Below are 23,367 nucleotides of genomic sequence, written 5' to 3' on the forward strand. Positions count from 1 at the left end.
CATAATGCCTTATTTTTACTGCCCCATTCATAACAAATCGAACATTTGTCTTTTCATTCCAGTGGAAATCATGTAGAATAGAAAGGAATAAAAGAATTATTATAAATAACGAGGAACTATTATGAATCAAAAAGCATTAAATGCACTGGAATATCCCAAAATCATAGAGAAACTTACCGAAAAGGCATCTTCCGGTATGGGCAAGCATCTCTGCCGAACTCTGGAGCCATCCACTGACCTTGAAGTAATCCGTACCATGCAGGTACAGACACGCGATGCACTGACACGCCTTTTTCAGAAGGGCGGCATCTCCTTTGGAAATGTCAAGGACATCCGTGGCTCTCTGAAACGTCTTGAGATCGGAAGTTCTCTTGGTATCCTGGAGATCCTGGCCGTCTGTAACCTTCTTGAGAATACTTCCCGTGTCAAAGCCTACTCCCGCCGGGACCGTGCTGATACACCGGAGGATTCTCTTGACCATATGTTTGAGGGACTTTCCCCTCTCACACCGCTCTCTACGGAGATCCGCCGCTGTATCCTTTCCGAAGATGAGATCAGTGACGATGCAAGCCCGAACCTGCGCCAGATCAGACGCAGCATGAAAGTGACCAATGACCGGATCCACTCTCAGCTTTCCGGACTGGTAAACGGCGGTGCAAGGACTTACCTTCAGGATGCTGTCATCACCATGAGAAACGGCAGATACTGTGTCCCTGTCAAAGCTGAATATAAGGGACAGGTGCCTGGTATGATCCACGACCAGTCTTCCACCGGTTCCACACTTTTTATCGAACCAATGTCTGTTGTAAAACTGAACAACGACATGCGTGAACTTGAGCTTCAGGAACAGAAGGAGATTGAAGTCATCCTCGCTGACCTCAGCGTACAAATCGCAGCAGAACGTGAGGCTATCTCCCTCAATCTTGAGATCATGGTACAGCTTGACTTTATTTTTGCAAGAGCTGCTCTTGCCATGGAGATGAATGCAAGTGAACCGATCTTTAACGACGAAGGACGCATCAACCTCAAGAAAGCCCGCCACCCGCTGATCAACAAGAAAAAAGTTGTCCCGATCGATATCCGTCTCGGCGATACCTTTGATCTTCTTGTCATCACCGGTCCAAACACCGGCGGTAAGACCGTATCCCTCAAGACAGTCGGGCTTCTTACCCTGATGGGACAGTCCGGGCTTCATATCCCGACTCTGGACCGCAGTGAACTGGCTCTTTTTCATGAGGTATACGCAGATATCGGAGATGAACAGAGTATTGAGCAGTCCTTAAGTACTTTCTCCTCCCATATGACAAATATCGTTTCCTTCCTCGAAAAAGCAGATCAGCATTCCCTCGTTCTGTTTGATGAGCTCTGTTCCGGAACGGACCCGACAGAGGGTGCCGCACTTGCGATCTCCATCCTCTCCTACCTTCATGACAGAGGGATCCGCACCATGGCTACCACTCATTACAGTGAGCTCAAAGTATTTGCGCTCTCTTCCTCCGGTGTCGAGAATGCAAGCTGTGAATTCGATGTAGAAACCCTGAGCCCGACTTATCGTCTTCTGATCGGTATCCCGGGTAAGAGTAATGCATTTGCGATTTCTTCCAAGCTCGGTGTTCCGGCATCCATCATCGAGAAAGCCAGAGAACAGATCAACGAGCAGGATGAATCTTTTGAGGATGTGCTGACTTCTCTCGAAGAAAGCCGTATCACGATCGAGAACGAGCGCACTGAGATCGCACAGTACAAACTCGAGATCGAAGACCTTAAGAAACAGCTTGAATCCAAACAGGAAAAACTGGATGTACAGAAAGACCGCATCATCCGCCAGGCCAACGAAGAAGCTCACAAGGTTCTCCAGGAAGCCAAGGATTATGCCGATCAGACGATGAAGCTTTTCCATAAATTCCATAATGATTACGTGGATACTGCCGCAGTTGAGCGTGAACGCCAGCAGCTTCGCAAGCGTCTCAACAAGACCGAACAGAAAATGGCACAGCCTGTCACCAAAAAGAAACCAAAGAAAGAACTCACCGCCAAGGATGTACGTCCTGGCGATACCGTACGGGTACTCAGCATGAACCTTAAAGGCACAATCAGCACCCGCCCGGATTCCAAGGGTTATCTGTTCGTCCAGATGGGCATCATCCGTTCCAAAGTCCATATTTCCGACCTGGAACTGATCGACGAACCGGTGATCACCACCTCTTCCTTCTCCCGTACAGGAGCAGGCAAGATTCGTATGTCCAAATCTGCCAGCGTTTCCACTGAGATCAATCTTCTCGGCAAAACTGTAGATGAGGCTGTCGCAGAACTCGACAAATATCTGGACGATGCTTATCTTGCTCATCTCAAGACGGTCCGCATCGTCCACGGCAAGGGAACCGGTGCCTTGCGAAAAGGTGTCCACAACTATCTCAAACGCCAGAAACATGTTGAATCCTACCGTCTCGGTGAATTCGGCGAAGGTGATGCCGGCGTAACGATCGTAGAATTCAAGAAATAGGGAAAGGCGAATACTATGGTAACAAAACAGAAAATCTTAATCGTAGATGATGACAACAATATTGCAGAACTGATTTCTTTATATCTTACAAAAGAATGTTTTGAAACCAGAATTGTAAATGACGGAGAACAGGCTCTTAAGGAGTTCTCTGTCTTCCAGCCGGATCTGATTCTTCTTGACCTGATGCTGCCAGGTATCGACGGCTATCAGGTCTGCCGGGAAATCCGCCATACTTCTGATGTGCCGATCATCATGCTCTCTGCCAAAGGAGAAACCTTCGATAAGGTACTCGGTCTGGAGCTCGGTGCAGATGACTACATCATCAAACCATTTGACACAAAGGAGCTCGTTGCCCGCGTTCGCGCAGTCCTGCGCCGTTTCAAGGTCAAACAGCCAGCGGCAAACCCGTCAGAAAAATGTGTCAGCTACCCGGATCTCATGATCAATCTAACCAACTATTCTGTCACTTATATGGGAAATCATGTCGATATGCCGCCGAAGGAACTGGAACTTCTCTATTTCCTCGCAGCATCCCCGAACCAGGTGTTTACCAGAGAGCAGCTTCTCGACCATATCTGGGGCTATGAATACATCGGCGATACCCGTACCGTTGACGTTCATATCAAGCGTCTTCGTGAGAAGATCAAAGACCACCCGCAGTGGAGCCTCGCAACTGTCTGGGGCATAGGATACAAGTTTGAGGTCAAAAACAAATGAAAAAACGACTGACCTCCATGTTTCTTGTTGCCTATATCCTGCTTGGCATTCTGGGATTTTTCCTGGTAACCTTTGCAGGCTCCCATATGCTCGAGGCAAGACTCGAAAAGTCCATTACTTCGGACATATACCAGACAGCCCATCGTATCGCAGAAAGTGATCTTGTCAGTCATAACATCACTTCTGCCAACATGGAATCTATCCGCAGCAATCTGTCTCTGGCAACCAACTATCCGGATACGATCATCTGGATCATCAACAGTAACGGACAGATCATCTTAAGCACACGCAAGGATATTTCACCGGACAATCCCATTGATCTGGAGGGATTTAATCCGGCCTCCTGGGGCAGCAACTATTATCAGATCGGGGACTTTTATGGATATTTTTCAGAAACGCGGCTGAGCACGATCGCACCGATCACAGAAAACCTCAACACCCGCGGTTATGTGGCGATCCACTATCTGATGAGTGACCTGTACCAGAGCCGCAGCAGCCTGCTCTGGATCATCCAGCTTCTGTTTGTGGTCACTTATCTGCTGGTCGCTGTATTGTTTATCTTTTATAGTTTCCATGTACGGAAACCGCTCCATGAGATCACAAAGGGAGCCTCCGAATTTGCAAACGGAAATCTGTCCTATCAGATCCCGGTCGACTCCGAAAATGAACTCGGCTACCTTGCCAAAAACTTAAACTACATGGCAGACAAGCTCAACCGGAACGGCGAATATCAGCGTCAGTTTATTTCAAACATCTCGCATGATTTCCGCTCTCCTCTGACTTCGATCAAAGGTTATGTGGAGGCTATGATCGACGGCACCATCCCGGTTGAGATGCAGGAAAAATACCTCAAGATCATCTCCTACGAGGCAGAGCGTCTGGAAAAACTTACCCGCGGACTTCTGACACTCAACGAACTGGACATCCAGAAGCGTATGCTCAACATCCAGTCGTTCGATATCAACCAGGTCATCAAAAGCACTGCTGCTTCTTTTGAGGGTACCTGCACGACGCGGCAGATCCTTCTGGAACTGGTCTTATCAGGCAAGGAACTCTATGCCCGTGCAGACATCGAACAGATCCAGCAGGTACTGTATAATCTTCTCAGCAACGCGATCAAGTTCAGCCCGGATCATTCCACGATCACGATCGAAACGACGGAGAAAAACGACAAGATCTTTGTTTCCGTCAAGGACCATGGCATCGGGATCCCGAAATCCAGCATCAACAAGATCTGGGAACGTTTCTATAAGATCGACCGCTCCCGCGGCAAAGACCAGAAAGGCACCGGTCTCGGACTGGCGATCGTCAAAGAGATCATTTCCGCTCACGGGCAGCACATCAATGTGATCAGCACCGAGGGCGTCGGAACAGAATTTATCTTTACGCTCGAAAAGGCAAAGTAGATTTCTCTACCTTGCCTTTTTGTTATCTTGTAAATCTTTGGTTCAACGGTCAAATGGGCTCTGGATCATACGGTCTTCCTGGGTCAGATATACACCTCTTGGCGTGATCCTGATCTCCGGAATGACCGGAAGTGCCATAAATGACAGAGTAATAAACGGGTCAAAGCCCTCCGGGATTCCCATCTCATGTGCCTTTGGTATCATGCGTGCTAGCTTCTCATTTACCTTCTCATATCCGGCATCACTCATAAGTCCCATGATCGGGAGCGGCAGAGTGTCGAATACCTGTCCGTTTTCAACCAGGGTATAGCCGCCCTGCGTGCGGAGAAGTTCCTGAACTGCCAGATACATGTCATGATCATTGTCGCCGATCACGATCAGATTGTGTGAATCGTGGGACACGCTCGATGCGATCGCACCACCGCGAAGCCCGAATCCTTTGACAATTCCCACGCCGATCTTGCCGGTGTTTTTGTGACGTTCGACTGCTGCGATCTTCTGATAGGTTCCATCCGGTTTAAATACTTTCCGGCCCTTTTCTTCTGTATAGCCAACTTCCTCCTGGACATCTTCTGTTACGATCTGTCCTTCCAGCATCTTAAGGATATGTACCTTTCCTTCTCTCCACGGAAGGCAGAGATCAGATTCCCTGAATCCCAGAAGATGTACTGTATTTTTGAGCTGAGGATCACATGGGCGGATCTCAACTTTTTCATCCTTGATGATCTTTTTGCCCCTATGGTACACTTCCAAGACATTCATATCACTTAAGTTATCCAGCACAACAAAATCTGCCTGATATCCCGGTGCGATCGCACCAAGATGATGCAGTCCATAGCATTTCGCTGCCTGTATTGTTGCCATCTTGAGTGCCTGTTCCGGTCTCAGCCCAAGCTGAACTGCCTTTCTGACATTGAAATTGATGTGTCCTTCTTTTCGGATCTCTTCGATGTGCTTGTCATCGGTGCAAAAGCAAAATCCTGAGGTATCGGTGTGATGCTCTACGATTCCCTTAACGATCGCTTCCAGGTTCTTGGCGGCACTTCCCTCACGGATCAGCACCTGCATTCCATTTCTGCACTCTTCCATGGCATACTCATAAGTCACACATTCATGGTCTGTGGAAATGCCTGCCAGTGCATATGCAGCCAGATCTCCCGGCGGCAGAAATGGTGCATGTCCGTCACGGACTCTGTCCTTAAAAACGGACAGTTTCTCATGCATGGATACACTTCCGTTTACAACAGACGGTGCATCCATAACCTCGCCCAGTCCCAGGATCCTCGGATTGTTCAGATAGGCTTTCATCTTTCCTGCTGTAAGGGTGCATCCATTGTCATCGACATGTGTCGCCGGAACGCAGGAAGGCATCATCACATAGACATTTGCCGGAACCTCTTCCGTCTGTTCCAGGATATAGTCGATTCCGTCAGTTCCTGAGACATTTGCGGATTCATGAGGATCCACAATGAAAGTAGTCGTGCCGCACTGTGCAGCCTGACGGATCAGTTCTCCCGGAGTTACCAGTGTCGATTCCAGATGAAGGTGGCTGTCAATAAATCCCGGACAGAGATATTTCCCATCCAGGTCGATTTCTGTCTCTCCTTCATACTCTCCGACACCGATAACAATGCCGTCCTCGACTGCCACATCTCCCTTACAGAACTCACCGGAGTGAGCCATAAACACATTTGCATTTTTGAAAACGAGAAACGGTTTGCGGATTCCACGCGCAATTTCTGAGTAGATACGATATCTTTCCAGTTCCATGCAGATCCCTCCTTTTCGATCAGCAGTGCAGCTTTATTTAGTTTTAGCGGGAATTTATTTCCATTTATGATCATGCAGTTCTCCCTGGAGCTGCATGTGGTCAAAGTTGTTCTGACGCAGTGCCTCATACAGAACGATTGCCACTGAATTGCTCAGATTCAGTGACCGAATGTCATTGATCATTGGAATGCGGATACAGTTTTCCTTATGTTTCATAAGGATCTCCTCCGGGATTCCGGCACTTTCTTTGCCAAACATGATGTAACAGTCGTCCTCAAATTTAACATCTGTATAGGTCTGAAGTCCTTTGGTTGTTGCGTAGTAGATCTTCGCTCCGGGATTTTTCTGAAGGAATTCTTCGTAATCCAGATAGGTAGTCACATCCAGATCCTTCCAGTAGTCCATCCCGGCACGTTTGATTGCTTTTTCACTCAGGCTGAACCCCAGCGGCTCGATCAGGTGAAGCCTTGTCCCTGTCGCCACGCAGGTTCTGCCAATGTTTCCTGTGTTTGCCGGTATCTCCGGCTCATGCAGTACGATATTCAGTCTTGCCATTTCTTATCTTTTCTCCATTTCTCTCCCCAGGAAAATCTGGTCAGTTCATCCTGAGAAGGACGTTCCAGATAGCGGATCAGCCCGCCGCTGTACAGAAGCCGGTCATTCCCCTCAACAGCCTTGCCGATCACTGCCGCCGGGATCTGCTGATGAAGACATTCCTGTACAACTTTCGCCCCATCTGTACACCCCAGAAGGACAGCACCATCTGACAGTAATTTGTACAGATTTACATCCAGTCTCTCACAGATCTCTATTGTTTCCTGGCGGACCGGGATCGCACGAAGGTCTGCACGAAGTCCTGTTCCGGAAGCCTCTGTCATCTTCCACAGACCGCTCAAAACACCGCCTGTTCCCAGATCATATCTGGCATGGATCTCATCCTTAAAAGGCTCAGAAAGCATCTCCGGTACTCTGCACTTCTCCAGTGTACGGACGGTATTCCAGAGAAATCCATCTGAAAAATATTCAAGAAGCTTTTCTTTCTCCTTCTCGATCAGGATCTGTGTTCCCTCAATTGCGATCACGCCCGCAACAACCAGATCATCTCCGATCTCAAGTGCACCGTCGATTTGACTTTTAAGTGCCTCCATTGCCTGCTGCCCCAGTTTCATATGTTCATCCTCCGTTTCATCTTATACCTCTTATAAAAGAATGGAGAGAACACTTGGAACTACCATTGCAAGGACAAGAATGACTGCGATCACAGCAGCAAATATTTTTCTTTTTTTCGGATCAAACATTCCCATTTTTATCACCTCATTCTATGTTGTCCAAATCCAGCTCTATCGTTTCTGTGTGTGCATTATTGGACAGTGGATTTCTGTTTTCATAATCGAACAGAATTGTTGTCCCATCCGGGAAAGCTTCTATGTGTGCTGTTTTTGAAATCTTATGTTTCTTACGGTAAGTCCATACAGCACTTTCATACGGTTTCTGATCTGCTGCAAACGAAGGACGTTTCTTAAGTTTTTCTCTTAAGTACAGATCATAGAGCATATGCTGTGCTGCCACATCCGCATCGAGATCTGTTTCCTCACGGAGAAATTCCAGCAGGATCTCATAACGGCGCATCCTTGAATGTGAGATCTCGCTGTAGCCTTTTTTCTCATAAAAAGCTCCCAGCTTCTCATAAAAGGTAAACGCATCCGCAAACTGCGGCACCAGATATTCCAGTGTGTTCTGAAACTGTCCGCTGTTGTAATAAACTTCCACCATACTCTCTACCATCTTAAGTCTCAGGACTTCCTTATAGGACAGCCAGTTAGTAGAAAGCACTTCGTATGGTTCTTTTTCTTTATGCATGATCCCGTATTTCTCTGCTTCTTTTTCCATCAGGGAACCCTTGAGCACCTTGAGGAAACCAAGCTGGAGCTGATCCGGTTTCATCCTGTACACATCATTAAAAGAACGGTGGAAAGTATCATAATCCTCATACGGAAGTCCTGCGATCAGATCCAGGTGCTGGTGGATGTTTCCAAAGCTGTGCACCTTCGCAACACATCTCTCCAATTTGTCAAGATCCATATGTCTGTGGATCGCATGAATGGTGTCCGGATTTGTGGACTGTACACCGATCTCAAGCTGGATAAGTCCGGGACGCATCCTGCTCATAAGCTGCATTTCTTCGTCCCGAAGAAGGTCTGCCGAAACTTCAAAATGAAAATTCGTGATCCCATTGTCATGCTCTAGGATATATTTCCAGATCGTCATTGCGTGCTCGTGCTTACAGTTAAACGTACGGTCCACAAACTTGACCTGCGGCACCCTGTGATCCAGGAAAAACTGTAATTCTTTCTTGACCAGGTCAAGATCACGGAACCTGAGCTTCTTATCAATAGAAGAAAGACAGTAACTGCAGGAAAAAGGACATCCCCTGCTGCTCTCATAATAAATAATCTTGTTCTCAAAGTCCTCCAGATGTTCATATACAAAAGGAATCTCACTTAGATCCGTAAGTTCTCTCCATCCATTGTGATGGATCTCCTCGCCTTCACGATAAGCAATCCCTGGAATCTCAGATAAAGTTCCCACACCGTCCACATAATAACGCACAAGCTCGAGGAACGTCTTTTCGCCCTCACCGACCATGACACCGGTCACCTGCGGAGTCCTCCGAAGAAAAGCTTCCGCATCGAAAGAAACCTCCGGACCTCCCGTCCAGAATTTTACATCTGGAAGGATCTTGTGAAGATCCTCAAGCAGATCTCTGACAAAAGAAATGTTCCATATATAGCAGGAAAAGCAGACTACATCTGCTCCACTTAAATAAATATCCTTCAAAATCTCGTCTTTTGTCTGATTGATCGTATATTCTCCCAGGAGAATATGCTCCTGATAAGCGGATGCATATGCCCTGAGATCGTATACTGCAAGATTTGAATGAATATATTTCGCATTACATGCTGCCAGTAATATTTTCATAAATCTTATAAACCTTCCCGGACCTTATTTGTCCAGAAGTTCCTTGATCGCAGCTTTTGGAGTCAGGCCAACCAGACGCTCTGCTTCCTTGCCATCCTTAAAGATCAGAAGTGTCGGGATGCTCATGATACGGAACTGCTGTGCGAGACCAGGCTGCTGGTCAACATCGATCTTGCCTACACAGTATCCTTCCTCTGCCAGTTCCTCAACGATCGGTCCCTGACGCATGCACGGTCCACACCATGTTGCCCAGAAATCCAGTAATACCGGTTTCTCTGACTTAAGAACTTCCTGCTCAAAATTCTCTGCTGTAATTGTTTTTGCCATAATGCTTCCTCCTTGATATTTCGATCCACGATTAGTGTTTCTTGATTTTTATTTATGATACCTTTTTGTGCCGGACATATTTGCCGGCGCTGATGGCTGCCATACTGCCTTCGTAAACGGCCTTGGAAACCTGGAGAAGTCCGCCTGTGCAGTCTCCTGCGGCAAAAAGTCCCGGAATCGTTGTCGCCATCTCTTCGTCGGTTTTGATATTTCCCTTATCGGTGATCTCTGCTCCCATCTGTCTGGCAATCTCTGTGCTTCCTGCCGTACCGAGTGCCACAAAGACACCGTCCGCAGGATAAAAAGAGTTCTCTGGTGCTTCCGCATCCTGTGCAGCTGTATCACTCTGCATCAGAAGTCCGGAAACCTTGTCATCGCCTTCGATCGCCTGGATCTTCATCGTATTGACTGCGATCGGATGTTCTCTGGAAAATTCCGGTTCCTTCCCATCCGTATAGATGGTCACATCCTGCGTGACATTCCGAAGTTCCTCTGCTTCATGAAGGGCGAACTCACCGTTTCCGACAACGGCAACTTCCTTTCCTCTGTAAAAAAATGCATCACAGACCGCGCAGTAGCTGACACCTCTTCCTTCAAATTCCTTAAGTCCCGGAATCTTCGGGGCACTGCGCTTCCCTCCTGTCGCCAGGATCACGCTGACTGTGTCAAAATCACCTGCTGTCGTCTTGACAGTAAATGTATCAAAACCACTGATCCCAAGGACCTCTGCATCCAGGATACGCACTCCCAGGGCTTCCGCCTGAGATATCCCTCTCTCGTAGAGTTCCTTACCGGAAAGCGGCTGTTCCAGTCCATAATAATTCTCGATCTTCTCCGCCTTTTCCAGTGCTCCGATGCCGTTGTTGATGACAAGCGGATTCATGTTTCCCCTTGTAGCATACAGAGCGGCTGAGATACCGGCGGGACCTGCACCGATGATCACTATATTTTCCATTTTATCACCTGCCTTTTTGTTATTTTATAATATTACACCAGAGAAGAAATGTCCAGAATGTTTTCGCTTCATTCCTGACAGGGCATTGAAAAATCCAAAATTTTTTTGTGTATTTCTCTTTACAATTATGTTATATTTATGTTGTTTCTAAATTTGTCATTTATTTTAAATGTATATAAGGAGTAACTATTATGCGCAGTTTTGAATATTTTGCCCCTACAAAGGTTATTTTTGGTAAAGATTCTCATTTGCAGATCGGTGATATTCTGAAGAAAGAGAACTGTCACAAAGTTCTGATCCATTACGGAGGCAAGAGTGCCGTCGCTTCCGGGCTGATCGACGAAGTTTCCGGATGTCTTACTGATGCCGGCATTGATTTCGTTACCCTGGGCGGCGTTGTCCCGAACCCGCGTCTTTCCAAAGTACGTGAAGGTATCGAGCTCTGTAAGAAAGAAAACGTAGATTTCATTCTCGCTGTCGGCGGTGGAAGTGTTATTGACTCTGCCAAGGCGATCGGGTACGGCGTTGCAAATCCATGGACAGATGTCTGGAATTTTTATCTCAAGACAGAAGTTCCGACTGCCTGTCTTCCGATCGGCGTCATCCCTACCATTGCAGCTTCCGGAAGTGAGATGAGCAATTCCTCTGTCATCACCAATGAGGATGGCTGGCTGAAACGAGGTGCTGCCAAATGCGATCTCTGCCGTCCGAAATTTGCCCTGATGAACCCGAAGCTTACCTACAGCCTTCCGCAGTATCAGACGGAGAGCGGCTGTGTGGATATCCTCATGCACACCATGGAGCGTTATTTCGTCAATATCGAGACTATGGAGATCACAGACAGCATCAGTGAATCTCTGATGCAGACTGTCATCTACAACGCACGTATTCTTATGAGGGAACCTGACAACTACACAGCCCGCGCAGAGATCATGTGGGCAGGAAGCCTCTCTCACAATGGTCTGACCGGATGTGGAACCGGCGGTGGCGACTGGGCATGTCACCAGCTTGAGCACGAGCTTGGCGGACTCTATGATGTCACTCACGGTGCCGGTCTTGCAGCGATCTGGGGAAGCTGGGCAAGATATGTATACGATGTAAATCCGGAGCGTTTCGCACAGTTTGCGACCAACGTATTCGATATCCCGTGCGGTCTTGATTTCGAAAAGACCGCCCTGGCAGGAATCGAGGCAATGGAGGACTTTTTCCGTTCGATCAAGATGCCTGTCAGCCTGCATGAACTTGGACTTGACCTTGATGATCAGCAGATCCATGAACTCGCTTTTAAGTGCAGTTATGAAGATACCCGCACGATCGGCGTGTTCAAGCAGCTCAATATGAAAGACATGGAAAAGATCTATACCATGGCAAGATAACTTTTTATAAAAAATCTCCGGCAGGATTCCGTAAATCGGTTCTGCCGGAGATCTTTTTGTTCCAGAATATTTATTTACTGAATGAGATAAACGTCGGTGTAGTAAACGCCCTTTGCCTCTCCCTCTGCATGTGTTGCCACATAAATGTCAATGCAGTTTGTCTTGATCGCGCCGCCGCAGTCCTCTGCCACATAAACCTGTCCATTGATCACGACCTTGCTTCCGTAAGGAATCTGAGACGGATCTACAGCGATCGTATGGTTTGTCGTCGCTGTCACACCTGTTGAAGTGATTCCGTTGGCATATGGCCCGCAGCAGATGCTGCACGGACAGTAATGTGTGATCTTGAACACACCAAGGTCTTTGAGCTTGGCATCTGATGAGGCTGCTACTGCCTTTCCGATCTGAACGCCATTCTGTTCAGTAACACTCTCATCTGTTTCCAGCGCATCCGAAAAGACTCCTTTTCCACTGCTTTTGTGAAGAGTGCCTGCATCTTTCTTCGTATCTATGGAAGCTTCTGTACTCTCCTGACCATCTGAGACATTCAGACAGCTTGTCGGGATATAGCCTTCCTGCTCTGTGCCGTCCGCATTCTGGTATTCGATCCTGCTCCAGACATTGTTGACAGTTCCTGTCCGCTTCACCTCGTCCAGTTCCAGGACTTCTCCGACAACCTCTCCGTCCTTCTTTCCCGGATAATCCAGAATACTGCTGTCGGACGTTACTTCAACCTCCTCCGCATCCATCGATACGATCTGATTCTCGCTGTTAAGTGCCTGTGTCTGTATGTAACCTATGACTTTCTCTCCGTCAGCCTCAGCTTCCACCTTGCTCCAGCCATTGTCGCAGATCGCAGTCTGTTCCACCTGATCTCCGAGCGATACCGCTGCAAGCTCTGCACTGCTGTCAGAAGGCATCGTATAGATTCCTGTCTTTCTGGCTGTCACATAGAGTGTCTCCTGATGTGCTGCCACCTGAACCGTATTTCCCTTGCCGTCATCTGTTTCAAACATCTGCACAGCCTTATTTTCTTTCTGTGTATCCTCTACTACAGTATTATAATCTGGAACTTCGCCATAAACCAGAGATGCATGACACAACAATACACTCCCCAGTAAAAAAGCCGTCGTTCTCTTATTCACAGATCTTGTCACCTCTTTCTGATTTACCTTCGCCAGTCTCCCGGCGATTCTGTGTGTATTGTAGCACATGAACTTCGTGATTTCAAAATTTACACAAAATTTTCACCGTTTTTTATGCCGGAAAATATTTTTGAAATTTTTTTAATTTTTTTCAAAAAAACATTTGACAAATACAAATTCATCTGGTATAGTATGTCTTGTCGCTGAGGAAAACAAATAAAACTTCCAAACAGAACACATGCGATAGTGGCGTAGTTGGTAACGCGCGACCTTGCCAAGGTCGAGACCGCGGGTTCGAGCCCCGTCTATCGCTCTTAAGAATCAGGATTTAGTCCTGGTTTTTTTTGTCTGTAATTCTTTATCTGTCAGATATTATCTATACAAAAAGCAGAGGAAACTTTGATGGGATTTCCCGAACCAAAGTTTCCTCTGCTGTATCTGAAATTTATATTTCAGACCTGTTCTTTATTCTTAGTGGTGGAACAGACGGATTCCTGTGAACGCCATTGTCATTCCATATTTGTTACAGGTTTCGATCACTGCGTCATCTCTCACAGAGCCACCTGGCTGTGCGATAAATTTCACGCCGCTCTTATGTGCGCGTTCGATGTTATCACTGAACGGGAAGAATGCATCAGATCCGAGCGTTACATCGGTAAGCTGATCGAGCCATGCACGCTTCTCTTCTTTTGTGAAGACTGCCGGCTTCTCTGTGAATACGTTCTCCCATGCTCCGTCTGCCAGAACATCCATGTATTCGTCGCCGATATAAACATCGATCGCATTGTCGCGCTCTGCCCTGCTGATGGTATCTTTGAACGGAAGAGAAAGAACCTGCGGGCTCTGACGGAGGAACCAGTTATCTGCCTTCTGTCCTGCAAGTCTGGTGCAGTGTACACGGGACTGCTGTCCTGCGCCGACACCAATCGCCTGTCCGTCCTTGACAAAACATACGGAATTGGACTGTGTATATTTCAGGATGATCAGAGAAACTTTGAGGTCGCGCTTTGCTTCTTCTGTAAGTTCTTTACTCTCGGTTACGATGTTGGAGATCAGCTCGTCGTCGATTGCAAGTTCCTGACGTCCCTGTTCGAAAGTCACGCCATATACCTGCTTGTGTTCCAGCGGAGCCGGTACATAATCCGGATCGATCTCGATCACGTTGTAATTGCCTTTTTTCTTCTGTTTGAGGATCTCAAGGGCTTCCTCTGTGTAACCCGGTGCGATCACGCCATCGGAAACTTCTCTCTTGATCAGCATTGCTGTGTCTTTGTCGCAGACATCAGAAAGAGAAATAAAATCACCGAAAGAAGACATACGGTCTGCGCCTCTCGCTCTTGCATAAGCGCAGGCAAGCGGGGAAAATTCTTTCCAGTTCATATCGTCTACCCAGTAGATCTTTGCAAGTGTTTCTGTCAGCGGAAGTCCGACTGCTGCACCTGCAGGAGAAACATGCTTGAAAGAAGTTGCTGCCGGAAGTCCTGTTGCTTTCTTGAGGTCTCGTACAAGCTGCCAGCCATTGAATGCATCGAGGAAGTTGATATATCCAGGTCTTCCTGAATGAACTTTGATCGGAAGCTCACTTCCGTCCTCCATGTAGATCCTGGAAGGTTTCTGGTTCGGGTTGCATCCGTATTTTAACTGTAATTCGTTCATCTTATCTCATCCTCCGTATCTTACTTGTTTTTGTTTACGATCTTTGTCTCATAGTTTCCTGTTGCGATGTCGATGTAACGTACAAACAGGGAAACTTTGTTGTCTTCGTTCAGGCTGTTCCAGAGAAGTTCTGTGAATGCTTCCATATCGTCCGGAATATCTACGAGTTTCGGTTCTCCTTCAAAGCTTGGGAGCGGATTTCCGTCGCATTTGTAAGTGTGGATGAAACGTCCCTCACCTGGAATTGCTTTTTCGTATGCGTAAGTGTAACGGAGGCAGGCATCCGGATTTCCGTTGTTGCTCTTGAGGATTGACATTGCGTAACTGTATTCGCCGTTTTCGATGTGCATGACACCGGAGATCCTTGGTGTATAGTTCGGTCCGTCCGGCTCAAATTCGCGGGATCTTAAGGACTGTTCGAAGGTGAGCTGTTTGTCCATTCCTTCATAGATCGTGTCTGTCTGATCGCCGTTTGTCACAATTGTCTTATTTCCCAGTACACGTACCGGAGCATAAATGATCAGGCTCGGATCTGTCAGTTTGGATGGATCAAATGCCTGTGTGCGGATTCCCTCTCCATCCTCGACAAATACTCGATTCCTGCTGTTTTCACTTCTTCCCATGATAAAATAAGCTGTTACTGCTTTGGTTCCGTCTGCGGAACGTCCAATGATGATTCCTCTTCCCGGATAAGAGTTGCTTTTCAGTTCATTTTCCAGTGAAATTCTTTCCATGATTCGTCTCCTTTAGTGTTGTAATAAGATACAAAAACCGCCTGGGTAGTCTGTTGCTTACACAGGCTGCCCAGGCGGTCGGCACGTTACTTACTGCACTCCCTGTAGGTGATCCTACTTCCGCCAGTCATGCAGTCGTTATAATATCATAATATGTTACTGTTCACTTCGTTCACAGTAACTTGGTCAAAATGCCTTCCAAATCACCTACGGTGATAGCATTTTGCCCTGTATGTCTCGGGATTTTGCCATATTCATGGCAAAACACCTCGCGGGATACTACCTGCGAACAATTACATAATATACTACTTTATTTAGTTTCGCAAGAATAAAAATCAAAACAATTATTCATCCACGCTGTAGTTCGGAGCTTCCTTGGTGATGTGGATGTCGTGCGGATGAGATTCTTTGAGGGATGCAGCGGAGATCTTGATGAATTTTCCGGTTGTCTTAAGCTTCTCAATGGTTTCTGCTCCACAATATCCCATACCGGAACGAAGACCGCCCATAAGCTGGAATACAGTGTCCTCAACATGTCCCTTGTATGCTACACGTCCTTCTACACCTTCCGGAACGAGTTTCTTCGCATCCTGCTGGAAGTAGCGGTCCTTGCTGCCGTTCTCCATGGCTGCGATAGATCCCATACCACGGTATACTTTGTATTTACGTCCCTGGTACAGTTCGAAAGTTCCCGGGCTCTCGTCGCATCCTGCAAAGATGCTTCCCATCATGCAGACATTGGCTCCTGCTGCGATCGCCTTGGTGATATCTCCGGAGTATTTGATTCCGCCATCTGCGATGATCGGGATACCATAGCGGTTAGCTACTTCATAGCAGTCCATAACAGCTGTGATCTGTGGAACACCGATACCTGCAACGACACGTGTCGTACAGATGGAACCAGGTCCGATACCAACTTTGACAGCATCTACACCGGCATCGATCAGAGCCTTGGTAGCTGCTCCTGTGGCAACGTTTCCTGCGATCACCTGAAGATCCGGATATGCATCCTTGATCTGGCGTACTGCACGGAGGATATTCTCGGAATGTCCATGTGCGGAGTCTACAACGATAACGTCTACATTTGCCTTAACAAGTGCATCTACACGTGCAAGAACGTTAGCTGTGATACCAACGGCTGCACCGCAGAGCAGACGTCCCTGTGCGTCCTTGGCTGCAAGTGGATATTTGATCTGTTTCTCGATATCCTTGATCGTGATCAGACCTTTTAAGTTAAAGTCGTCATCTACAATGGGTAATTTTTCTTTGCGGGATTTGGCAAGGATCTTCTTTGCCTCTTCAAGAGTGATTCCTTCCTTGGCTGTGATCAGTCCCTCGGATGTCATGCACTCTCCGATCTTCTTGGAAAAGTCTGTTTCGAATTTGAGGTCACGGTTGGTAATGATACCGACCAGTTTTCTTCCCTCTGTGATCGGAACACCGGAGATACGGAATTTCGCCATCAGGTTGTTCGCATCTTCAAGGGTATTGTCAGCGGATAAAAAGAATGGATCTGTGATAACACCGTTCTCAGAACGTTTTACCTTGTCTACTTCGTCTGCCTGTGCTTCGATAGTCATATTCTTGTGAATAATACCGATACCGCCCTGTCTCGCCATGGCGATCGCCATCCTGTGCTCAGTAACTGTGTCCATTCCTGCGCTCATCATAGGAATGTTCAGTTTAATCTTCTTTGTTAAATACGTTGCGACATCTACCTGATTCGGAATTACTTTTGAATAAGCCGGAACTAAAAGAACGTCGTCAAATGTAATTCCTTCACCAATGATAGTACCCATTGCATTTCCTCCCTTGTATATTATGTTATTTTGAATTTGTTCCATAGTTTAACAAAAATAATTTACAGTGTCAATCCAAAAAAACTTTGCTCGGGGCTGAATTTTTGATAGCCTGCTGCATCGTTTCATCCGGTTCGATAATGATCTTGCAGTTCTCGCCCTTGTCCCTGGTGATGATCGCAAAACGCTTATGGGATGGATTTCCGGAAGAATAGTCCAGTGTCTTCATCTTACTGTTGCTGTTGTAATAATCCAGGCGGTGTGAATCCAGAGGGGCTACAAGGTCAGCCTCCTTGATGTTCACTGTCTTGGCCTTCTTACGTTTGGATTTCGCCATGACCATGTCAATGTCCATCTCTCCGTTTACAAAAAGATACTCGTATTCGAGGTCTGTCTTCGGCACGATAAAGTAGCATGCGATTCCAAGCACAACTGCTGCCAGAAGGAACAGGAAATTGAATAAAAGTCCTGCTACAGCGGCAAGCACGGTCAGACCGATCAGGCCATATTTTGTTATGGCGTCTTTGGATGTCGGCTCTTTCTTTACCAGAAATTCAGAATATAAATCACTCATCTCTGTTTTCCTTTCTTTTGTTTTTCATTATTCTATCATAAAAGAAGACCAGCGTCTATGACGCTGGTCTGATATTTAGAAAACTTTAATTACATCATTCCGCCCATTCCTGGTGCGCCTGCCGGCATAGCCGGAGTATCTTCTTTGATCGTTGCAACTACGGATTCTGTTGTAAGCAGAGTGGATGCAACACTTGTAGCGTTCTGAAGGGCACTTCTTGTAACCTTAACCGGGTCAAGGATACCTGCTCCTACCATGTCTACATATCTCTCGTTCAGGGCATCAAATCCGATTCCTGGCTCAGATTCTCTTACTTTGTTGATGATGACAGAACCTTCCAGTCCTGCATTTGCAGAAATGTGGAATAACGGAGCTTCCAGAGATTTGAGGATAACATTTGCACCTGTCTTCTCATCACCTTCCAGAGTTGCAACCAGTTCAGCAACTTTCTTGGAAGCATGGATGTAAGCAGATCCACCGCCTGCGATGATTCCTTCTTCTACTGCTGCTCTTGTAGCTGCAAGAGCATCTTCCAGACGAAGTTTTGCTTCTTTCATTTCAGTTTCAGTTGCAGCACCAACACGGATAACAGCTACGCCGCCTGCCAGTTTTGCAAGTCTTTCCTGTAATTTTTCTTTATCGAATTCGGATTTTGTCTCTTCGATCTGTCCACGGATCTGTGCAACACGGTCTTCGATTGCTTTCTTGTCTCCAAGTCCGTCAACGATAACTGTGTTTTCTTTTGCAACTTTGACAGATTTTGCACGTCCAAGCTGCTGCATGGTAGCTTCTTTGAGGTCCAGTCCAAGTTCATCAGAGATTACCTGTCCGCCTGTCAGGATAGCGATATCCTGAAGCATTTCTTTTCTTCTGTCACCATATCCAGGAGCTTTGACAGCTACTACCTGGAAGGTTCCTCTTAATTTGTTTACGATCAGAGTTGTCAGAGCTTCACCCTCCACATCCTCAGCGATGATGAGAAGTTTGGCACCTGCCTGAACAACCTGCTCCAGTAACGGAAGGATCTCCTGAATGTTGCTGATCTTCTTGTCAGTGATCAGGATGTATGGATCTTCCAGATTTGCTTCCATTTTTTCCATGTCTGTGGACATGTATGCGGAAATATATCCACGGTCAAACTGCATACCTTCTACCAGGTCAAGTTCTGTATGCATGGTCTTGGATTCTTCTACTGTGATAACACCGTCGTTGGAAACTTTTTCCATTGCGTCTGCAACGAGCTGACCAACTTCTTCATCACTTGCAGAGATTGCAGCAACGTTTGCGATCTGTGCTTTGCCGCTGATCTTCTGGCTCATTTCTTTGATAGCTTCTACTGCTGTGTCAGTAGCTTTTTTCATTCCTTTTCTGAGGATGATCGGGTTAGCGCCTGCTGCCAGGTTCTTCATTCCTTCGTGAACCATTGCCTGAGCAAGAACAGTTGCTGTTGTAGTACCATCACCAGCTACATCATTTGTCTTGGATGCAACTTCTTTGATGAGCTGTGCGCCCATGTTTTCGAATCCGTCTTCCAGTTCGATCTCTTTTGCGATCGTAACACCATCGTTTGTGATGAGCGGAGCACCAAACTGTTTGTCAAGTACTACGTTTCTTCCTTTTGGTCCGATCGTTACTCTTACTGTATCTGCAAGTTTGTTTACACCAGCTTCAAGTGCGGCTCTTGCTTCTGCGCCGAATTTAATTTCTTTTGCCATGATGACTGTCCTCCTAAAATAATGTCGATTTAATATAATTATTCAACGATTGCAAGAATATCATTCTGTTTTACGATGATGTATTCTTCGCCGTCAAGTTTTACTTCTGTTCCTGCGTATTTGGAGTAGATAACTTTGTTTCCTACTTTAACTTCCATTTTAACTTCTTTGCCTTCAACAACTCCGCCAGATCCTACAGCGATAACTTCTGCCTGCTGTGGTTTCTCCTGTGCCTGACCCGGAAGTACGATACCGGATTTTGTTGTTTCCTCTGCTTCTAACTGTTTTAATACAACTCTGTCGCCTAAAGGTACTAATTTCATGATCTATTTTCCTCCTTTATTGTTGCCTTGCTTTTCGATTACTAGCACTCATTTCGTTTGAGTGCTAATCACTGTCCTTATATTATTTAATTCCGTTATTTTCTGCAACTCTTTTCATCGTCATAAATTACTATATTTTTAGATATTATCTCTTTTTTTCTTTGATTTTCTTTAATTTTCTTATTTTACTGTTTTTCAGTAATTTTTTATACAGGATCAGCGGACACGCATCCGGTGCCTCCTTGCTGTACAGCGCAAAAAAAAGCTCCTTCTCACCAGACATACGCCCGATGAAGAAGAGCTTTCTTAGACTCTTATTTCTGATCAGTCTCTGATCATGCTTTCTTGTTTCTCTGTGCTTTGATCTCTTCGAGTTCGTCGAAGATCACTTCATTGAGAACCTTGATGTAGGTTCCCTTCATACCGGAAGAACGGGACTCGATAACACCTGCACTCTCGAATTTACGGAGCGCATTTACGATCACGGATCTGGTGATTCCCACACGGTCTGCAATCTTGCTCGCAACCAGGATTCCCTCTTCGCCATCCAGCTCGTCAAAGATATGGATAATCGCTTCCAGTTCGGAGAATGACAGAGTGTTGAAGGCTGATTTGACAACCTGCTGCTTACGGTCCTCTTCTGCATTCTCTTCGTGTACTGCACGCATCATTTCAAGCCCTACTACGGTTGTGCCGTATTCACTGACAATGATATCCTCGATATCGTATGGCTTATTATCACGATACATGAAAACTGTTCCCAGACGTTCGCCCGCAATATCGATCGGATTGATGATACCCTGGCAGCTGCTGTCAACGTGCTCAAACCCTAAAGTCTGAAGATTCACATTTTCCTTAGTTGATAAAACTCCCAAAAAACGCTCGTTCAACAATTCATCTACGTGTCCGCCAACGTTATCCTCAATCAGTTCAGTTATTTCCTTCACACCCGGGCATAAACTGATGCCTAAGACTTTGCCCTTCTTGCTCAGTACCAGGATATTGGAACTTAAAGTCTCCATCAGAACCTGACAGATGTCATTGAACACAACCTTACTGGAACTGCTATTGTGCAAAAGTTTGTTAATTTTTCTTGTTTTATCTAACAACTGAACGCTCATCTTGGCCTCCTTCAATGATTTATTCGATGTAACCATCTTTATAAGATAATAGTACACGCTTCACCACGAAAAATCAAGATATTTTTATATTTTTTTCGATTTTATCTGCATTTTCAGAAAATTCTTATATTCAGTCTTCTTCTTTTGTTTTTGCCTCTACATAACCGCAGGTTTCCTGACTGCAGACCAGTTTATTTCCTTTTTCGATCATATAGCTTCCGCAGACAGGGCACTTCTTGTCTGACGGTTTCTGCCAGGACATAAAATCGCATTCCGGATTGTCAATACATCCGTAATACTTACGTCCCTTCTGTGTTTTCTTAAGGACGACATCCTTGCCGCATTTCGGGCAGGCAACACCGATCTTTTCGTAATAAGGCTTGGTGTTTCTGCACTCCGGGAATCCCGGACAGGCAAGAAATCTTCCGTGAGGTCCGTACTTGATGACCATATTTCTGCCGCAGACATCACAGACCTCCTCTGTGACTTCATCCTGGATATCAACTTTTTCCAGTTCTTTCTCAGCTGCATCTACGTCTTTCTTGAGGTCAGGGTAGAAGTTTCTGACAACCGTCTTCCACTGGACAGTGCCTGCCTCCACGCAGTCCAGAAGGCCTTCCATCATCGCCGTAAAGCGCACATCCACGATGCTTGGGAATGCCTGTTTCATGATGTTGTTGACAACCTCTCCAAGTTCTGTCACATAGAGGTTCTTCTGTTCCTTGGAAACGTAACGTCTGCTGATGATCGTTGTGATCGTAGGCGCATAAGTACTCGGTCGTCCGATGCCCTGTTCCTCCAGCGCCTTGACGAGGGACGCCTCTGTGTAATGTGCCGGCGGCTGTGTGAAATGCTGCTCCGGTTTGAGTTCTTCCAGAGTAAGTTTCATGCCTTTTTCCAGGGACTGACTCAGGACATTGCCTTTCTGGTTATCCTCTTCCTGTGTATAGACGGATAAGAAACCATCAAAAACTACCTTGGAAGCCGCAACGGTGAAAGTATATTCTCCTGCTCCGATCTTTACAGAAGTTGTCTCATATCTGGCTGCCGCCATTCTGCTGGCAGTAAAACGTTTCCAGATCAGCTGATACAGACGGAACTGGTCTCTGGAAAGAGATTCCTTGATCATTGCCGGCAGTCTGGTGATGTCGGTCGGTCGGATTGCCTCATGCGCATCCTGGATCTTCTGCTCTTTCTTGACAGATTTCTCTGTTACAGATACATACTCTTCTCCGTACTGCTGTCCGATGTATTCTCTTGCGGCTGCATCTGCCTCCTGGGAGATTCGGGTGGAATCGGTACGCAGATAAGTGATGATACCTACTGTGCCGCTTCCCTTGATGTCAACACCCTCGTATAACTGCTGTGCCAGACGCATTGTCTTCTGTGTGGAAAAATTGAGTGTCTTGGATGCTTCCTGCTGCAGAGTACTGGTGGTAAAAGGAAGCGGAGCATTCTTGATACGCTCACCCTTCTTGACTTCCGTGATCTCATACTCTGCATTTTCCAGTTTCGCAAGAAGTTCTTCCATTTCTTTCTTATTGTGAATCGGCATCTTCTTGTCTGTGCCGTAGAATTTCGCCTTGAGAGGTTTCTTCTCTCCTTTGACACGGAATTCACCATCCAGGCTCCAGTATTCCTCTGGAATGAATGCATTGATCTCATCCTCACGGTCACAGATGATACGCAGTGCTACAGACTGCACACGACCTGCACTTAAGCCTCTCTTGACCTTGACCCAGAGAAGCGGGCTGATGGTATATCCTACCATTCTGTCCAGCATTCTTCTCGCCTGCTGTGCATCTACCAGGTTCATATCCAGATCCCTTGGCTGCTTGATAGAATTCTTCACGGCCGTCTTGGTGATCTCATTGAAAGAAATCCTGCGCATCTTGGCCGGATCTTCCTTCAACGCCTGCATCAGATGCCAGGAAATCGCCTCTCCTTCACGGTCAGGGTCAGTTGCGAGATAAATCTTGTCTGCTTTTTTTGCAGCCTTACGAAGTCCCGCAAGGAGCTCTCCTTTCCCACGGATCGTAATATATTTCGGCTCAAAATCGTTATCCACATCGATTCCGAACTGACTCTTCGGGAAATCCCTCACATGTCCGTTTGATGCCTGTACATCATAATTACTTCCAAGAAATTTTTTTATGGTTTTTACTTTTGCAGGTGATTCTACTATCACCAGATATTTCGCCATGCTACCTCTCCTACTTTTGCTAAACTCTCCGGGATCTGTTGCTTCAAGAGTCGACGTCTTATGT

The 23,367-nt window shown here is 46.4% G+C and carries 19 protein-coding genes, 1 tRNA gene and 1 riboswitch; of the genes, 5 read left to right on the forward strand and 15 right to left on the reverse strand.

Annotated features, from left to right (window positions below; all coding sequences use genetic code 11):
* Positions 1–121: 121 nt before the first annotated feature.
* From DXC01_RS08575 to DXC01_RS08585, 3 genes are read left to right on the forward strand one after another with little or no spacing between them, the layout of a single operon-like run.
* Positions 122–2,503, forward strand: coding sequence for an endonuclease MutS2 (locus DXC01_RS08575; protein WP_118698708.1), 2,382 nt, complete (start codon positions 122–124; stop codon positions 2,501–2,503).
* A 15-nt stretch (positions 2,504–2,518) separates the two neighbouring features.
* Positions 2,519–3,220: a response regulator transcription factor gene (locus tag DXC01_RS08580; protein WP_022215228.1), complete on the forward strand. Its 702-nt coding sequence runs from the start codon at positions 2,519–2,521 to the stop codon at positions 3,218–3,220.
* Positions 3,217–4,626, forward strand: coding sequence for a sensor histidine kinase (locus DXC01_RS08585; protein WP_118698709.1), 1,410 nt, complete (start codon positions 3,217–3,219; stop codon positions 4,624–4,626). Before DXC01_RS08580 ends, DXC01_RS08585 begins: the two co-directional genes overlap by 4 nt.
* Positions 4,627–4,668: 42 nt before the next feature.
* On the opposite strand, the gene ade is transcribed toward DXC01_RS08585, so the two are convergent.
* From ade to DXC01_RS08615, 6 genes are all read right to left on the reverse strand, one after another.
* Complete coding sequence (gene ade / locus DXC01_RS08590; protein ID WP_022215230.1) at positions 4,669–6,396, reverse strand: adenine deaminase; 1,728 nt, start codon at positions 6,394–6,396, stop codon at positions 4,669–4,671.
* Between the two features lie 54 nt (positions 6,397–6,450).
* Positions 6,451–6,951, reverse strand: a complete 501-nt coding sequence (gene trmL, locus DXC01_RS08595) for a tRNA (uridine(34)/cytosine(34)/5-carboxymethylaminomethyluridine(34)-2'-O)-methyltransferase TrmL (RefSeq protein ID WP_118698710.1) — start codon at positions 6,949–6,951, stop codon at positions 6,451–6,453.
* On the reverse strand, positions 6,939–7,565 hold the full coding sequence (locus DXC01_RS08600) for an AIR synthase-related protein (RefSeq protein WP_118698711.1): 627 nt from the start codon (positions 7,563–7,565) through the stop codon (positions 6,939–6,941). Before DXC01_RS08600 ends, trmL begins: the two co-directional genes overlap by 13 nt.
* 145 nt (positions 7,566–7,710) lie before the next feature.
* Positions 7,711–9,375, reverse strand: a complete 1,665-nt coding sequence (locus DXC01_RS08605) for a B12-binding domain-containing radical SAM protein (RefSeq protein ID WP_118698712.1) — start codon at positions 9,373–9,375, stop codon at positions 7,711–7,713.
* Between the two features lie 24 nt (positions 9,376–9,399).
* The gene (gene trxA, locus DXC01_RS08610; RefSeq protein ID WP_118252877.1) at positions 9,400–9,702 is read right to left on the reverse strand and encodes a thioredoxin; all 303 of its coding nucleotides are present in this window, start codon (positions 9,700–9,702) and stop codon (positions 9,400–9,402) included.
* 52 nt (positions 9,703–9,754) lie between these two features.
* Positions 9,755–10,657 (reverse strand): NAD(P)/FAD-dependent oxidoreductase, encoded by a 903-nt coding sequence (locus tag DXC01_RS08615; protein ID WP_118698713.1) that lies wholly within the window; start codon positions 10,655–10,657, stop codon positions 9,755–9,757.
* Positions 10,658–10,848: 191 nt separating this feature from the next.
* Here DXC01_RS08615 and DXC01_RS08620 point away from each other — a divergent pair, with 191 nt between their 5' ends.
* Complete coding sequence (locus DXC01_RS08620; protein ID WP_118252879.1) at positions 10,849–12,033, forward strand: iron-containing alcohol dehydrogenase; 1,185 nt, start codon at positions 10,849–10,851, stop codon at positions 12,031–12,033.
* Positions 12,034–12,107: 74 nt separating this feature from the next.
* On the opposite strand, the gene DXC01_RS08625 is transcribed toward DXC01_RS08620, so the two are convergent.
* Positions 12,108–13,178 (reverse strand): 3D domain-containing protein, encoded by a 1,071-nt coding sequence (locus DXC01_RS08625; RefSeq protein WP_243111581.1) that lies wholly within the window; start codon positions 13,176–13,178, stop codon positions 12,108–12,110.
* A gap of 240 nt (positions 13,179–13,418) precedes the next feature.
* Here DXC01_RS08625 and DXC01_RS08630 point away from each other — a divergent pair.
* Positions 13,419–13,491: transfer RNA gene (locus DXC01_RS08630), tRNA-Gly, on the forward strand.
* Positions 13,492–13,649: 158 nt separating this feature from the next.
* On the opposite strand, the gene DXC01_RS08635 is transcribed toward DXC01_RS08630, so the two are convergent.
* From DXC01_RS08635 to topA, 8 genes are all read right to left on the reverse strand, one after another.
* Positions 13,650–14,834, reverse strand: a complete 1,185-nt coding sequence (locus tag DXC01_RS08635; protein WP_118252880.1) for a phosphoribosylaminoimidazolecarboxamide formyltransferase — start codon at positions 14,832–14,834, stop codon at positions 13,650–13,652.
* 20 nt (positions 14,835–14,854) lie between these two features.
* On the reverse strand, positions 14,855–15,568 hold the full coding sequence (locus tag DXC01_RS08640; RefSeq protein WP_118698714.1) for an IMP cyclohydrolase: 714 nt from the start codon (positions 15,566–15,568) through the stop codon (positions 14,855–14,857).
* A 61-nt stretch (positions 15,569–15,629) separates the two neighbouring features.
* Positions 15,630–15,709, reverse strand: a riboswitch (ZMP/ZTP riboswitch).
* Positions 15,710–15,912: 203 nt separating this feature from the next.
* Positions 15,913–17,367, reverse strand: a complete 1,455-nt coding sequence (gene guaB / locus DXC01_RS08645; protein ID WP_022214413.1) for an IMP dehydrogenase — start codon at positions 17,365–17,367, stop codon at positions 15,913–15,915.
* Between the two features lie 70 nt (positions 17,368–17,437).
* Positions 17,438–17,941, reverse strand: a complete 504-nt coding sequence (locus tag DXC01_RS08650) for a DUF6106 family protein (protein ID WP_118698715.1) — start codon at positions 17,939–17,941, stop codon at positions 17,438–17,440.
* 89 nt (positions 17,942–18,030) lie between these two features.
* Positions 18,031–19,656: a chaperonin GroEL gene (gene groL, locus DXC01_RS08655; RefSeq protein WP_022214411.1), complete on the reverse strand. Its 1,626-nt coding sequence runs from the start codon at positions 19,654–19,656 to the stop codon at positions 18,031–18,033.
* Between the two features lie 38 nt (positions 19,657–19,694).
* A complete protein-coding gene (gene groES, locus DXC01_RS08660; RefSeq protein ID WP_118698716.1) occupies positions 19,695–19,979 on the reverse strand; it encodes a co-chaperone GroES in 285 nt (94 codons plus the stop codon).
* 335 nt (positions 19,980–20,314) lie between these two features.
* Entirely contained in the window at positions 20,315–21,100 is a 786-nt protein-coding gene (gene codY, locus DXC01_RS08665) for a GTP-sensing pleiotropic transcriptional regulator CodY (RefSeq protein ID WP_022214409.1), read from the reverse strand.
* A gap of 130 nt (positions 21,101–21,230) precedes the next feature.
* Positions 21,231–23,303 (reverse strand): type I DNA topoisomerase, encoded by a 2,073-nt coding sequence (topA, locus tag DXC01_RS08670; protein WP_022214408.1) that lies wholly within the window; start codon positions 23,301–23,303, stop codon positions 21,231–21,233.
* Between the last annotated feature and the right edge of the window lie 64 nt (positions 23,304–23,367).

The sequence above is a fragment of the Blautia sp. OM07-19 genome (genome assembly GCF_003481595.1).
GTDB lineage: Bacteria > Bacillota > Clostridia > Lachnospirales > Lachnospiraceae > Blautia_A > Blautia_A intestinihominis.